This is a genomic window from Oculatella sp. LEGE 06141, from assembly GCF_015207605.1.
Classification (GTDB): domain Bacteria; phylum Cyanobacteriota; class Cyanobacteriia; order Elainellales; family Elainellaceae; genus Oculatella.
The window spans coordinates 61,523-76,958 of record NZ_JADEWO010000025.1; the positions used below are offsets into that span (position 1 = coordinate 61,523).

Here is a 15,436-nt window from a genome sequence, read left to right on the forward strand (position 1 = left end):
GATTGTTGGGCTAATTGTTGGGCTGATTGTTGGGCTAATTGTTGGGCTGATTTTTGGGCTGATTGTTGGGCTAAAGCAAGAGTTGCAACTGCGATCGCGCCCCAACCAGGGTATCTGGAACTCGCTGCAAAGCATGGTTTGGACGACTGCCCTCTGCTACCCCATTGGCATTGTTCTTACATTTGGAATAACAGAACTTCCTAGCATTGTTGCCCTGGGTGTCAGTCAAGGAGAGAGTATTGGCACAATTCTCGATGCTCTCTGGACAGCCTTTCCGCCATTTTTAGTTACAGGTATCTTCGGAGCATTGCTCTTTGGCTTCTTGGTGGGAGGCGGGCTTGCCTGCGTTCAGCATGTTTGCCTGCGCTTCGTCCTCTGGCAGAGCAGCATCGCCCCCTGGAATTTGGCGCGGTTTCTCAACTACTGCGTCGAGCGTCGCTTGCTGCAACGGGTCGGGGGTCGCTATCGCTTTTTGCACCGAGAGTTGCTCGACCATTTTGCAGGTCAGAACCCGACGATTTGACTTCTGAGGTTGACTCTTCGAGTTCAGAGGATGTTTGAAAAGTAGCAAATGTACTGCATTTGCCCCCTAAATCCCCCAACATTGGGGGACTTCCGAGCCAGTTCTGTTTCAAAGTCCCCCAATTCTGGGGGATTTAGGGGGCGGTTCGGGTGACGTTCAGCACTTATCAAACATCCTCTCAGAACTCGAACCATGCTGTTTGGAACAGGACGGTTACAGATCCAGGGTGAAACATTGCAGATCATTAGTGCGAATTTTGTATTTCCATCGCGAAGACAATCCTATGAACTGGCGATCGCTCCAAGCACAATCTCACCATAGAGAAGCGGAAAGCAGAATAAAGGCGTTCCCATACAAAGTATAGGATAAGCCAGAGTAACGCCAATAAAATACGATGGGCAGCGGCAGATCTAGAGCTGTGTGTGTTGCGATCGGTGAATGTCGCTCATTGGCAAAGCCATTTTTAGCACGGAATCTTGGATCTTTCTGGAAAAAGGAACATTGGCAGGATGGTTCCAGCAGTTGGGTCAGTATTGGTGCTTGCGAACAGCCTGAACAGAGTTGCTAGCGCAAGGATTATAAATCGGTTGGCTCAGATAGTAGATCCTCAGCAATCAGTTTGTCTCGAATGGCGATAACTGCTGCTTGGGTGCGATCGCGCACATCTAACTTCTGCAAAATAGCATGAACATGAACTCGTACTGTTCCAGGTGCAATGTATAACATCTGAGCAATCTCTTGGTTCGTTTTGCCATCCGCAATTAAAGCCAGGATTTCCTGCTCTCGTCGAGTTAGAACAGGAGCCAATTTACCTGAATCACTCGTTGATGTAGCACTGGCATTGTTTTCAAAGGCAGCCCGAATCTCAGTTGTCGCCGCAGAATCCCACCAGGACGCTCCGGCTGCAACCGATTGAATCGCAAGGATGAGCGTCTGTGATGGCGCACCCTTGATGCAGTAGCCCTGTGCCCCAACTTCAATGATTCGATTAATCAATGCTTTTTGCGTATGAGAGGTGAGCACCAGAACTGGAAGATTCGGCGCTAGCTGCCTGATCTGCCGACAGGCTTCGATTCCCCCCAATCCTGGTAGCCCAATATCGAGAACGACAATATTCAGTGAATTGCCTTTGACTATTTCGATCGCGGTTTCACCATCTTCTGCTTCTGCCACAATTTCTAGCCCTGGCTCTCGCTCTAGCCGAACCCGTAAGCCGAGACGGAAGAGTTCATCATCCTCAACCAGAAGAATTTTGAGTGGTGGAGATACCATCTTAAACAGAATAGGACGAAGTGTATGGGAATGTGGGTAGCCGAAAAGCAAAGATTGCTCCACCCGGTTGCCGATTCTCTACCCAAATTGTACCGCCGTGGGCTTCGACAATCTGGCGAGAAAGGTAAAGCCCCAGTCCCGATCCTTTCGCCTGGCGATCGCTTTGCCCCTGGTAAAACCGCTCAAACAGATGGGGAAGTTCATCTGGTTTAATGCCTGCCCCACAGTCTTTGACCTTGACGGTTTGATAAGAGTGTCCTGCTTCGAGGACAACCTCAACCCGTTCACCACGCGGAGAATGGTTAATCGCATTCGTGAGTAGATTTGCCACGACTCGCTGAAGTTGTAGAGCATCTCCCTTGACCCAAAGAAATTGACGAAAATCGGATGCGCCGTAATGGAGAGAAATGTGAACTCGGCGGCTAGCGGCTAAATCGGTCATCGTTGCTTTAATTTCTTCGGCAATCTCACCGAGATCAACTGGGGCAAGATTCAACTGCAACCCTTCGTTATCATTTTGGTAAACATCCAATAGGGTTTCAACCATTTGTAGCGTTGTTTTATGGCTCCGCATCATGGTTGCTAAAACTCGCTGTTGGGTGGGTTCAACCGAACCAAAACTGCCACCCTGAAAGGCTTTTAGCGTTTCAATGGCTCCCAATAAAGGAGTTTTCAGGTCATGGGTTAGGGCTGAAGCAAAGTCCTCGCGGATGCTGGCTAACTTTTCCTGCGCTTCCAATTTCGCTTGCTGCTGTAGCACCGTCTGCTGATATAGCCGATTGCGATCGCTCAATACACCCGTCACGACCAGTGCCAGCGTTGCAATGACTCGACTGGCGATCGTGGGAACTCCAACGATTTCAATTCCTGGCAACCAGACGTTCATCAGGGTGAGAACGCAGGCAACTAATGTTGCTTGAAAGGTTGTTTTGCGGCTCAAATGAGTGCTCGCTAGCAAAACTGGCCCAATGTAGAGGTAGCCAAACACATAATTCGGTGGGGTTGAAAATTCCAGAGACAGGACTACTACAAAAAGTCCTACCACTAACCAGAATGTTCTTAAATTCCAGTTCTTTGAATCAAAAATGCGTTGAAATTGCGACATTTGGCTCCTCTGAGACAGGAAAAACAGCCATTGAGCCAGTCCCATCTTCAAAAGTCTAGCGATTTTCAAGTGAAATCACCTGAAAATGAAGCACAGTCCGCATTCAAATACAAATTTATATTTACAGGTATAGACCTCACCTAAACGCTCTCTAAACGTTTCCTAAACACTACGTCCTGCGGACTATATCAGTGATCCAAAAATAGCGGTAAACCCTGCCCTATACCTTGTAATTCCTGGATCAGAGTTTCACCATCAATGAGTAGGGGCAGTTGAAGAGTTGAGTTGCTAGTTCCCGATCAGTTTCAGGTACTCAACGACTCATCGCTTCAGCAATAGTCTATTCACTGATGTCGGAGTTAAATGATTCATGTTGCAAGGATGGATTCAAATTGCGTTAACGCTGCTGATCGTAGTGGCCATTACGCCATTTTTCGGTCGATATATGGCGCGTGTATTTGTGGGACAACGTACCATTTTTGATTCGGTGCTTAATCCTCTAGAGCGAACCTTTTTCTTGCTGAGTGGAGTCAGAGCACGGGAAGAGATGACAGGCTGGCAATATGCACGGGCAGTGCTGTATAGCAACCTGGCAATGCTGGTGTTTATTTACCTGATCTTCATGTTTCAGGGAGTGTTGCCCTTTAATCCCACTGGACTGAGTGCGCCGTCCTGGGATCTGGCTTTACATACGGCAATTTCATTTGTCACTAATACGAATCAGCAGCACTATTCTGGCGAGACGACCTACAGCTATTTCAGCCAGTTTGCGGCTCTTGGTTTCATGATGTTTACCTCGGCAGCGACCGGAATTGCGGTGGCGATCGCCTTCATTCGAGGCTTAACAGGTAAACCGTTAGGTAACTTTTATGTTGATCTGACCCAGGCAATTACCCGAATTCTGCTACCGATTAGCATTGTCGGTGCCATGATCCTGATGGCGGCAGGAGTTCCAGAAACGCTTGCAGGGCCAGCGATTGTACCAACTTTGGAAAATCCGGGAATTAGTCAGGCGATCGCACGCGGCCCTGTAGCCCACTACGAAATCATCAAAGAGTTGGGCGAGAACGGGGGTGGGTTCTTCGGCATCAACTCAGCCCATCCCTTTGAGAACCCCAACGGTTTCACCAATTTAGTTGAGATTGTGGCATTACTGTCGGTTCCGACATCGCTCATTTACACCTTTGGGCTATTTGCAAATAATCGCAAGCAGGCATGGTTAATTTACAGCATGGTGATGATCATTTTTGTAGGATTCATCGTCATTACAGCGATTGGTGAATACGATGGAAACCCGGCAGTCAATACCCTGCTGGGCAATCAACAACCCAACTTAGAAGGCAAAGAAGTCCGATTTGGTTGGGCGCAATCTGCTTTATTTGCAGTCTCTACAACTGCAACGATGTGCGGTGCGGTCAATGCCTTGCATGACTCCTTCATGCCCAATGGTGGCTTTGTCACTCTCTCAAATATGTTTTTGCAGATCGTATGGGGTGGACAGGGAACGGGAACGGCGTACCTGTTTGCCTACCTGATTCTGGCAGTATTCGTCACGGGCTTGATGGTGGGGCGAACCCCAGAATTCTTGGGGCGCAAAATCGAAAAACGGGAAGTGGTGCTAGCGAGTTTCTTGATTCTACTGGTTCACCCGATCGCCATCCTGATTCCCACCGCACTGACTCTCACCATTCCTGGGGTATCCGGTATTACGAATCCTGGTTTTCATGGGCTATCGCAAGTCGTTTACGAATATGCTTCAGCAGCAGCGAACAATGGCTCTGGATTTGAGGGACTCGATGATGGAACACTCTGGTGGAATTTGAGTGCCAGTTTCAGCCTTTTAGCAGGTCGCTATATCCCGATCGTGGCGTTGCTGCTGCTGGCAGATAGTATGTCCCGCAAACAACCCGTCCCCGCAACGGCTGGAACCCTGCGAACCGATACAGGATTGTTCACTGGAGTCACGGCTGGCGTGATTTTGATTCTGGGCGCACTGACCTTTTTCCCAGTACTGGCATTAGGTCCAGTGGCAGAAGCATTTCAAATTGTCAAAGGAATTGGGTAGGAGTGAGAATTTATGAAAACTAGAAACGAATCCTCTACATCCTCTCGCCCAATTCGGCTTCCTGGTCGTCGTCGGGGCGATCGCAGCCATACCCCCAAAGCCGATCGTAAAGGACTCTATCAACGCGCCATCCGAGAATCGTTCGTCAAATTAACCCCTCGCATAGCAGTCCGAAACCCCGTCATGTTTGTGGTGTGGCTGGGCACGATCGTCACCCTGCTAGTGACCATTAATCCCAATCTGTTTGGTTCGGTTCAGGCAGATATCGGGCAACAGCGATTACTCAATGGCATCATCACCCTCATTCTGTTTTTTACAATTCTATTTGCCAACTTTGCGGAGGCGGTGGCAGAAGGCAGAGGAAAGGCACAGGCCGATGCCCTGCGATCGACCCGCAGTGACACGGTTGCTCGTAAACTGTCACCCGATGGCAGTGTTCAGGACATCAGTTCTACCAAATTGCGCCGGGGCGATCAGGTGAAGGTCATTGCTGGAGATATGGTTCCTGCGGATGGTGATGTGATTCAGGGAATTGGCTCGGTGGATGAGTCAGCTATTACTGGAGAATCGGCTCCGGTGCTGAAACAACCGGGTACGGATATTGCCAGTTCGGTGACGGGGGGAACTCGTTTGCTCTCCGATGAACTGATTGTGCGAATTACCTCTGATCCGGGGCAGGGTTTTATCGATCGCATGATTTCCCTGGTCGAAGGAGCCGAACGTAGCAAAACCCCGAACGAAATCGCGCTAACTGTCCTGCTAGCCGTATTGACTCAGGTATTTTTGATTGTGGTTGCCACAACGCCTTCTGTTTCTGGATACATCGCGGGCTTTTTAGACGGTGTGGCAGGAGCCACAACAGGCAACAACCTGCGGACTGGAACCAGCATTGCCATTCTCATTGCCCTTTTGGTCGCTCTGATTCCCACGACGATCGGTGGGTTGTTGAGTGCGATCGGCATTGCCGGGATGGATCGAGTCGCTCAATTTAACGTGATCGCCACCTCTGGACGTGCCGTAGAAGCCTGTGGTGACGTGAATACCCTCGTCCTCGATAAAACGGGCACGATTACCTTGGGAAACCGTTTAGCGGATGAATTTATCCCCGTCAATGGTCATTCTGTGCCGGAAGTCGCCGATATTTGTTTAGCTGCCAGTGTGTTTGATGAAACCCCAGAAGGGCGATCGATCGTTCAGTTAGCCCAAAAGTTAGGGGCAAAATTCGACCTGGATGGGCAACCCGCAGAAGGGATCGAGTTCTCGGCGCGGACGCGCATGAGCGGCACTGACCTTGACAGTAAGGAGTACCGCAAGGGGGCTGTAGATGCGATTAAAGGATTCGTGCGCTCCCGTGGCGGTCAAGTTCCCACAACCCTGGATGAAGCCTACGAACGGGTGTCTCGCTTAGGTGGAACGCCTCTTGCTGTTTGCCAGGGTAATGAAATCTACGGCGTAATCTACCTCAAAGACATTGTGAAAACTGGACTGCGAGAACGGTTTGACCAGTTACGGCGCATGGGAGTCAAAACCATCATGCTGACCGGAGATAACCGCATTACGGCATCGGTCATTGCTCAGGAAGCGGGAGTCGATGACTTCATTGCCGAAGCCACCCCCGAAGACAAAATTAATGTGATTCGCAGTGAACAGGCTCAGGGCAAGCTGGTTGCCATGACGGGAGATGGCACTAATGACGCACCCGCCCTTGCACAAGCCAATGTGGGAGTGGCAATGAACTCCGGGACACAAGCCGCCAAAGAAGCCGCCAATATGGTGGATCTGGATTCTGACCCAACTAAGCTCATCGATCTGGTGACGATCGGCAAACAACTGCTGATCACCCGTGGCGCGTTGACCACTTTCTCTGTTGCCAATGACATCGCCAAATACTTTGCGATTATCCCCACTATCTTCGCGGCGGCTGGCATTGGTGCGCTCAACATTATGGGCTTAAAGAGTGCCCAATCGGCGATCGTTTCTGCCCTGATTTACAACGCTTTAATTATCCCTGTCCTAATTCCATTGGCTCTGAGAGGTGTACAGTTCCGTCCCCTCACCGCCGATCAACTGCTGCAACGCAACATGTTGATCTATGGGTTGGGCGGCATTATTGCGCCATTTATTGCAATCAAGGCGATCGACCTAATTTTGCCTCTTTCTTAGTCACTGGTCATTGGTCATTAGTTGTTGGTATCTACTAACTACTAATGACAACGGACAAATGACAATCCAACCCTCAATAGTAAACCCATGAATCGAAAACACTCCCTCTACTTATTTCTTGGAATTTGTTTCAACCTCATTCTTGCCCCTATTGTTTATGCCGCCAGTGGCCATGAATTCTCCCGATCTCAAGCTTGGTCATTAGGGCTATTAGGTCTGGGAACGGTTGCACTTTCCGTTTATTTGTTCTTTGTCATGTTCGTACCGGAGAAGTTCTAATGAGTTTTGCACGCGAAGCAGGTCGAGCAATTCGATCGACCCTGGTACTCTGGGTCATCACCGCTTTGGTTTATCCGTTGGTTATGGTTGCTTTTGGGCAAATCGCCTTTCCTTTTCAGGCAAACGGCAGCATCTTGACGAATACTCAAGGTCAAGCTGTCGGATCAGCGTTAATTGGACAACCGTTTACGAGCGATCGCTATTTCAACAGTCGCCCCAGTACCACCAGCTACAGCACGGCTGACCCTCAAAATGATCCAGACACCATTCTCCAAACTGGGGTATCCGGCGCAAGTAATCTGGCTCCATCCAACCCAGATTTACTGCAACGGGTTCAAGAAACCACCACGCAATTGCAACAGGCAGGCATTCAACCCACTGCCGATCTGGTTTATACCTCTGGTTCCAGCCTTGACCCTCATATCACGCCCGAAGCTGCTAGAGCGCAAATTACACGAGTGGCAACGGCACGCGGGCTGCCACCCAATCAACTTGAAGATCTGATTAGTCAAAACACAGATGGTCGCTTCTTAGGCATCTTTGGTGAACCAGGTGTGAATGTGCTGAGGCTCAATTTGGCTCTTGATGCGTTGGGCAGCTAAACCATCCAAGTCACAAACCTTTAGCTTATGTGCGTGGAAAGAATCATCGAACCCGCCTTGTTTGGAGTCATTATTCAATTAAACAGTCGCCATTGCGGTCTTCGATTATCGGCAATTCAAATCCCGGAACGATGTGCGATTCTGGGGGTACTTAGACAAGAACGAATTATTCCAGCCAGCGAAAATCCTTCTGTTTATGTTGGAGATGTTGTTCTGGCGATCGCCCTCCACCCCATGTTTGTTTCTGCCCTCAAAGTCGCTCTCAAGCGATCGCACCCCGTCTACTATTCGCTAAACGATTGCTTGTTAAAAAACCACGTCACTCAGAAGTGCTGCCGATTGTCCTGAATCCTAATCTATGTATCACTCATCCAATCCTTCACCTGACAGCACCTACATTCGTCCTGCCTACCGGGGCAAGCACAAAATCTTCATCGGCATGGCTCCCGGTGTCGGCAAAACGTACCGAATGCTGGAAGAAGGGCATCGGCTCCGGCAGGAAGGAATTGATGTGGTGGTTGGACTACTGGAGACCCATAATCGGCAGGAGACTGCACAACGGGCAGAAAGACTAGAAATCGTTCCCCGACAACAAATCAACTTCTCTGGCGTTGTTTTGTCTGAGATGGACACAGATGCCATCCTGGCTCGTCAACCGCAACTGGTTCTGATTGATGAACTCGCTCACACCAATGTCCCTGGTGCTCAGCGAGAAAAACGGTATCAAGATGTAGAAGTCATTCTGGCAACAGGGATTGATGTTTTTTCAACCGTCAACATTCAGCATCTAGAGAGCCTGAATGACCTCGTAGCCCGAATTACAGGGGTTGTCGTGCGAGAGCGAATCCCCGATCGCCTATTGGAAGAAGCGGACCAGGTTGTGGTCATTGATGTCACACCTGAAACGTTAGAAGACCGTCTCAAGGATGGAAAGATTTATGCCCCCGAAAAAATTGACCAATCCCTGCAAAACTTCTTCCAACGGCGTAACCTGATTGCTTTAAGAGAACTGGCATTACGAGAAGTCGCTGACAACATTGAAGAGGATGCGCTTGAGCAAGCCTCCAATGGAACAAGAGCCGATGCCCCGTTTTGCAGCATCCATGAACGAGTATTAGTTTGCGTTTCAACCTACCCGAATGCAATTCAACTAATTCGACGCGGTGCCCGAATTGCTGGCTATATGCACGCGCCTTTCTACTGTTTGTTTGTGAATGACCCCGATCGCTTCTTGACAAAAGCAGAAAGTCTGCATATTGAAACGTGTGAAAGACTCTGTAAAGAGTTTGGTGGAGCCTTTATTCGAGTGAGTGATCAAGACAAAGCTAAAGCGATCGCAGACGTTGCAAAAAATTATTACATTACTCAGATTGTCATTGGTGAAAGCCAGCGGTCTCGATGGAAACTCATGTTGCGTGGATCACTGACTCATAAACTGTTGCGATCGCTCAAAAACATTGATGTCCATATTATTGCAACCGATAAGGAACTCTAGAGTTGCTGAAAACAGCGTTGACCTGCCTGATGGAAAGTGGGCGATCTCGCCCGTTCCTGAGCTAAAGCCTTAATTTCAGGGCTGGAGTGAGTCTGAATCAGAGCTGATAAAACCAGGAGCTAGTAAAGGCAAGTAACCGCACAAAAAGAACAAACGCTTTCTGCAAGTTTAATTAGTATGGTGAAGAGAACACAAATCCCACAACGTTTCAAAGCTCTGGAGTAAAATCGTGGCTCAAGAACCTATCGAAAAGCTCAACCGTGCTGAAGCCTTAATATTACAAGGAGCGCAACAACTTAAGCAGGCAGCTCTAGATTTTGGGATGCAGTTTGCTCAAACTCTTCGCCAAGACATTCAAATCCTGATGAGACAGTTGCAGGAGAGTCTCATACAAGGTGATAAAGCCTGTATCAAACAATACTGTGTTGACCTTCAGTCAAAATTGAATGAGCTGAATCAACAAATGCGCCAGTACAGTACCTTTAAATATGACTGAAATCGATCGCACCCATACCCGCTAATGATTGATGCCTGCCAGCGTAGATAAACGCTGGTTGCGCTTCAAACGGTTGAAAATGCGCGTCACAAGTTCTGTCTCCGTAAAGGGTTTGGCGACATAATCATCTGCACCGGCGCTATAGACCTGGTGGATCGTTTCAGCATTATGATGGGCAGACAGAAACAGGATGGGTAACTTGTGCCAGTGATAATCGCTGCGAACCACCTGACACAGTTCAATTCCGCTGATGATCGGCATCTCAACGGCTAAAATCAACAGATCGGGCGTAACAGTTTCCAGAGTTTCCCAAAATAAGCCAGCATCGTTAAGGGTAATAGGGCAAATACCCCAGCGCGGCAAACATTGCTTCAAATGATGCAGCATGACTGGATCGTCATCCACAATCAGTACAGTAATTGAATCTGGAGCAGTATAGTTCAAGGCATCTTGAACGGCTTGCAGCACATGGTTGAGAGGCGTTGTCTTTGAGATAAACCAATGGTTACTACACCGAGCAGCTCTAAGGCGATCGCCCAATCGATCGCTCTTCGTAAAGACCAGCACCGGAATTTGCGGCAAGCGATCGCCCAACTCTTCTAGCAATTCCAGACCAGCATCGGGTTCAGGGGAGAACGCTAAATCCAGTAACACAACATCTGGCGGCTGTTGAGCCATTTTAATCCTGGCCTCTGAGCCAGTGAGCGCAGTCTCAATGTGTATCTCGGTCTGGCTCGCCATGTGCTGCAACTGCTGAATCAACGCAGCATCGCTATCGACTATCAACAACACCAGCGCTGCACGGGAATGAGACATTTCCTCATCCGGGTCAGAGAACAAACCGCCGCTCATGGGTGTGGGTGGCTTTTGCAGTTCTTGATGTAACCCAACAACCCTGGCCTCCAATCGAGCCAGCGCATCTGCTGCATTGGGCTGTTTTAAGATCTGTTCAATTTCCCAGCCGAGCCGTGACCCCTCTGGGAAACCAAACATCCCCAGCGATCCTGCCAGCTTGTGGGCGGCCTGTTCTGCTTCGTCTCGGAGTGGCTCTGGCAGATGCCCTCGCTGAAGCGCCATAGTCGCCTGATCTAGCACCGTCAGCCGAGCCAGGATCGGCTTCTTCAAATGCTCCCACGCCTCGATCGCGGCAGCACGAGCCTGGTCAGATAGGGACGGTTGAGGTTCTACGGGCGGTTTAAGGCGGTATCCCATGCCGTAAATCGTTTCAATCACATCCTCTGCTCCGCCCAACTTTAGCCGCCGCCGCAGCCGTTTAATGTGGGTTCTAACGGCTTCTTCACCAGGGGAATCTTCAAACCCCCACAGATGTTCCAGGATGAGACTGCTGCTAAAAATTCGCTGCGGGTTACGCAGGAATAGTTCCAGCAACGCATATTCTTTGGGAGATAGGGCTAGCGGCTGGTTCTGGTATGTTACATCACAAGTACTGGGATCAAGACATAAATGCCCCCATTCTAAAATAGGTGTGCCCGATGCCGTCTGCCGACGCAACAAGGCACGCACGCGGGCACCCAGTTCCTCAATGGAGCAAGGTTTGACGACATAATCATCTGCTCCTGCATCTAACCCCATCACCTTGTCGGAACTCTCTCCCATTGCTGTTAATAGCAAAATAGGTTTGCGATAACTGCTTTGACGCAATTTTTGGCACAAACCCAGTCCGTTCAGTTTAGGAAGATTAATATCCAGCACGATCAGGTCATAGATGGCCGATCGGGCATAGTCCCACCCGGTTTCGCCATCGGTTGCTATGTCCACAACATAGTGCTGCGTTTTTAAGTGAGCGGCAAACTGTTGCGCCAGTAGTTCGTCGTCATCGACTACCAAAATCCTCATAGTTCCAGTCTAGCTATTACGTAATGATGCCCTACATTCTGAGTACAGCCATAGAGCGGTTCCCTCAGGAACTCAACCGATAGGGGCGATCGCCCGCAACCAAAACCCAGAGTGCAGCAACCTGTTTGCGATCGTCTCGTTTACAGTTCAATCCGCACTTCCAGGACATCCTGGTCAGAAGCTCACAGTTCTGCCACATTCTTATTGGAAAATAATAAACATCCCTCAAGCCTGATGTGAAATTTCACAAAATAGCATGCATTTTGATTTAGCCAAAGCCCCCACAGGAGACATTCTGATTGTGGATGACTCGCCTGACAACCTGCGGGTCTTATCCAACACTCTGCTAGAGCAGGGGTACGAGGTGCGGTGTGTCAAAAGTGGCTCAATGGCATTGATTGGTGTGCAGGCATCTCCTCCTGATTTGATTTTGCTCGACATTCGGATGCCCAACATGGATGGGTATGAGGTGTGTCAACGGCTCAAGCTAAATCCTCAAACCCAGCATATTCCAATCATTTTTTTAAGTGCGCTGAATGACGTGTTGGATAAAGTTAAAGCGTTTAGAGTCGGGGGTGTAGACTACATCACGAAGCCATTTCAGCCAGAGGAAGTGGTGTTTCGGGTTAAACATCAGCTCACCATTCAGCGGTTGCAAAAGCAGCTCGTTGAGCAAAATCAACAGTTGCAGCAGGAAATTGGCGATCGCAAGCAGATTGAAGAGACATTGCGTCAGGAAATTCACCACCGGATGCAAACTGAGACGGCATTGCAAACGGCAAAAGAAATGGCCGAAGCGGCTAACTACGCCAAGAGCGAGTTCTTAGCCAGAGTAAGCCACGAACTCCGTACGCCCCTAAATGCCATTCTTGGCTTTACGCAGCTAATGGAAAAAGATCCGTCGCTTTCGGCTGATCATCAGGACTACATCACAACCATTGCCAGTAGTGGGCAGAATTTGCTCAAACTCATTAATAACCTGCTAACCCTGACCCACACTGAAGACAACAACCCGTCGCACCATCAACACTGCTTTGATTTGCATCACCTCTTGACCACACTCGAAACGCTTTGGCACACCCAAACCATCTGCAAAGGGCTGCATTTTGAGCTGGAGTGCGCTCCAGACGTGCCCCAGCATATCTACTCAGACGAAAACAAGCTGCGTCAGGTGTTGACTTGCGTTTTAGAGAACGCCATCAAATTTACCCAGGCTGGCTGGATTACGCTGAAGGTTCGTGGTCGGGCGGTAGAGAGCCAGAACGGAGAGGCAAGCCCCGCTCAACAGAGCCGGGAACCACAGGCATGGAGTACGGAAACCACGCTTCAACTGCACACTCCAGCCTCTAAAGCGCCATACACCCTCTTCTTTGAAGTTGAAGATACCGGGCCTGGGATCGCATCTGCTGAGGCCGATGAGTTGTTTAAGGCATTTTCGCAAACAGAAACGGGACGAAAGGCGGAGCAGGGGTTGGGGTTAGGTCTGTCCATTAGCCGCCAGTTTGTTCAATCGATGGGAGGGGAAATCACAATAGATAGCCATCCGGGACAGGGGGCGATCGCCAAATTTCATATTCAGGTTCATCTGGCAACGGCTGAGGAAGTGCTTAATCTGCGGTTTAGCCGCTCGCCTGATGAACATATTCCCGCCCTGGACGAGCGGCACCCTGACCCCAATGCGGTCGTAACGGCTGAAATGCTTCAAACCACGATGTCTGCTGAATGGGTGACAACGCTCCATCAGGCGGCGATTCGAGGCTTTGACCAACCCATCCTGGAGTTAATTCAAGACATTCCTGCAACTCATGCGCTGTTGGCCGAAACGTTGACCCGTTGGACTCACAGTTTTCAGTTTGAGCAAATTCTAGAGCTAACGCAACCCCTTATAGAGTAAGAAGGCATCGCTGACATACTCCAGCAGCAGATATCCATTCCCTTTCGTGCCATACTGCTTTGCCAACGAGTGGAGTTGCCGACGAAGATAGCTTTAAAGTGCTGATGGGTGACTCGAACCACCCCTTTTCTGGCTTGCCGCAGGCGCTAAGCCGCCAATTCTGGCTTCGACGTGAGCGCTCAGCCGAACGGGGACTTTGAACCAGAACTGGCTCGGAAATCCCTCAAGCTGAAGGGATTGAGGGGGCGAATGCAGCCAGATTGGATACGTTGAAAATAACCTCTTCTCTTAGCGTTGAATGCTGCGACACTGGCGGCTGCCGCTGCAAACCGGGTTTTCTGGATCGACTTCGGGCAAGCTTGATAGGAACGGAACCGAGCGGCAGGTCAATTCGTTCTATTACCTAATCAAGTTAAAGGCTAGGATTAACGCTTCGCTAGCCGATCGCTGGAGCGTGTAGCTTAGTGAAGTCTGTTAGAACATGTATTGGGCTTAATGCGGTAGCAGTATGAGTGACAGACAGGCAAATCAGCCGAGGGGAGATATTCTCATTGTTGACGATACGCCAGATAACTTGCGCCTGTTGTCGGCAATGCTGATGAATCACGGGTTTGAAGTTCGTAAGGCGTTGAACGGACAGCGAGCCATCTTCTCGGCTCAGGCCGATCCACCCGATCTAATCTTGCTGGATATCAAAATGCCCGAAATGAATGGGTATCAGGTCTGTTTGCACCTGAAAGCCGATCCGAAAACTCGTGAAGTGCCCGTCATTTTTATTAGCGCTCTGGATGACGCTTTAGACAAGGTTCAAGCCTTCGCCGCAGGCGGAATTGACTATATCACGAAACCCTTTCAGGAAGCAGAGGTATTAGCCCGAATTGAAAACCAGTTGCGAATCCAGCGACTGCAACACCAGCTTGTTGAACAAAATGCAGAGCTGGTACGCTCTAACCGTGAACTGGAGCAGTTTGCCTATGTGGTTTCGCACGATTTACAACAGCCGCTCCAGAGTATAACGGGTTTTATCAAGCTGCTGCTGCTGAAGTACGAAAACCAGTTTGACGATGTCGCTTACGACTACCTCAACCGAATTCATGATGCGGGCGGGCGGATGCAGCGGTTGATTCAAGACCTGCTGGCCTATGCTCAGGTTGGTAAATACGAGCAGGATTTTCAGCCGATAGATACTAGCCGCGTTCTGGAGCAAGTTCTGGAAAATTTGCAGGTGGCGATCGCCGAGAAGCAAGTCAGCCTGGTACACGACCCCTTACCAACCGTGCTCGGTAGTGAAACTCAACTCATTCAACTGTTTCAAAATTTGATCAGTAATGCCATCAAGTTTGGTTGCCCCAACGTTTCGCCGCAGATCCAGATTTCAGCAGTGCCACAGGAGCATCACTGGCGGTTTGGGATTCATGATAACGGCATCGGCATTGAACCTGAGAACCTGGAGCGCATTTTTGAGATATTTCAGCGCACTGAAGCGACTCGGAACTACCCTGGAACGGGCATTGGCTTAGCCACCTGTAAAAAGATTGTTGAGAATCATAACGGACGCATCTGGGTTGAGTCTCAAGTGGAAACTGGAACCGCTTTTTACTTTACGCTAGCACTGGGTTAGCGTTTCCCTGGCGCGATCGTGGCGAAACAAAGGATACACCAGACCACAACCTACCACTCAACCG

Annotated in this window: 12 protein-coding genes and 1 pseudogene; 10 read left to right on the forward strand and 3 right to left on the reverse strand. The window is 49.6% G+C overall.

Annotated elements, in window-relative coordinates:
• Window positions 1-1,007: 1,007 nt before the first annotated feature.
• Window positions 1,008-1,091, forward strand: a pseudogene (locus tag IQ268_RS33475) (molybdenum cofactor biosynthesis protein MoaE); the annotation flags it as partial.
• An 8-nt stretch (window positions 1,092-1,099) separates the two neighbouring features.
• Here IQ268_RS33475 and IQ268_RS17320 read toward each other — a convergent pair.
• Window positions 1,100-1,795, reverse strand: coding sequence for a response regulator transcription factor (locus tag IQ268_RS17320; RefSeq protein ID WP_193881613.1), 696 nt, complete (start codon window positions 1,793-1,795; stop codon window positions 1,100-1,102).
• A 1-nt stretch (window position 1,796) separates the two neighbouring features.
• The gene (locus IQ268_RS17325) at window positions 1,797-2,900 is read right to left on the reverse strand and encodes a sensor histidine kinase KdpD (RefSeq protein ID WP_193881616.1); all 1,104 of its coding nucleotides are present in this window, start codon (window positions 2,898-2,900) and stop codon (window positions 1,797-1,799) included.
• 370 nt (window positions 2,901-3,270) lie between these two features.
• Here IQ268_RS17325 and kdpA point away from each other — a divergent pair, with 370 nt between their 5' ends.
• The 7 genes from kdpA to IQ268_RS17360 all read left to right on the forward strand — a co-directional run bounded on the left by kdpA (window position 3,271) and on the right by IQ268_RS17360 (window position 10,000).
• Entirely contained in the window at window positions 3,271-4,965 is a 1,695-nt protein-coding gene (kdpA, locus tag IQ268_RS17330; protein ID WP_193881618.1) for a potassium-transporting ATPase subunit KdpA, read from the forward strand.
• Window positions 4,966-4,977: 12 nt separating this feature from the next.
• On the forward strand, window positions 4,978-7,128 hold the full coding sequence (kdpB, locus tag IQ268_RS17335) for a potassium-transporting ATPase subunit KdpB (RefSeq protein WP_193881621.1): 2,151 nt from the start codon (window positions 4,978-4,980) through the stop codon (window positions 7,126-7,128).
• A gap of 87 nt (window positions 7,129-7,215) precedes the next feature.
• Window positions 7,216-7,407 carry a potassium-transporting ATPase subunit F gene (locus IQ268_RS17340; RefSeq protein WP_193881624.1) on the forward strand — a complete coding sequence of 64 codons (192 nt, stop codon included), beginning with the start codon at window positions 7,216-7,218 and terminating at the stop codon, window positions 7,405-7,407.
• Window positions 7,407-8,009, forward strand: a complete 603-nt coding sequence (gene kdpC, locus IQ268_RS17345; RefSeq protein ID WP_193881628.1) for a K(+)-transporting ATPase subunit C — start codon at window positions 7,407-7,409, stop codon at window positions 8,007-8,009. Before IQ268_RS17340 ends, kdpC begins: the two co-directional genes overlap by 1 nt.
• Before the next feature lie 33 nt (window positions 8,010-8,042).
• Window positions 8,043-8,357, forward strand: coding sequence for a TrkA C-terminal domain-containing protein (locus IQ268_RS17350; RefSeq protein WP_228035465.1), 315 nt, complete (start codon window positions 8,043-8,045; stop codon window positions 8,355-8,357).
• A gap of 10 nt (window positions 8,358-8,367) precedes the next feature.
• On the forward strand, window positions 8,368-9,504 hold the full coding sequence (locus tag IQ268_RS17355; RefSeq protein ID WP_193881635.1) for a universal stress protein: 1,137 nt from the start codon (window positions 8,368-8,370) through the stop codon (window positions 9,502-9,504).
• A 229-nt stretch (window positions 9,505-9,733) separates the two neighbouring features.
• Window positions 9,734-10,000: a hypothetical protein gene (locus IQ268_RS17360; protein WP_193881638.1), complete on the forward strand. Its 267-nt coding sequence runs from the start codon at window positions 9,734-9,736 to the stop codon at window positions 9,998-10,000.
• A 21-nt stretch (window positions 10,001-10,021) separates the two neighbouring features.
• Here IQ268_RS17360 and IQ268_RS17365 read toward each other — a convergent pair whose 3' ends face one another.
• Complete coding sequence (locus IQ268_RS17365) at window positions 10,022-11,857, reverse strand: response regulator (RefSeq protein ID WP_193881641.1); 1,836 nt, start codon at window positions 11,855-11,857, stop codon at window positions 10,022-10,024.
• Between the two features lie 256 nt (window positions 11,858-12,113).
• Between IQ268_RS17365 and IQ268_RS17370 the strand changes: the two genes are divergently transcribed.
• Both IQ268_RS17370 and IQ268_RS17375 read left to right on the forward strand, forming a co-directional pair.
• Window positions 12,114-13,751 (forward strand): hybrid sensor histidine kinase/response regulator, encoded by a 1,638-nt coding sequence (locus IQ268_RS17370; protein WP_193881644.1) that lies wholly within the window; start codon window positions 12,114-12,116, stop codon window positions 13,749-13,751.
• A 508-nt stretch (window positions 13,752-14,259) separates the two neighbouring features.
• Entirely contained in the window at window positions 14,260-15,372 is a 1,113-nt protein-coding gene (locus tag IQ268_RS17375; protein ID WP_193881648.1) for an ATP-binding protein, read from the forward strand.
• Window positions 15,373-15,436 lie beyond the last annotated feature (64 nt).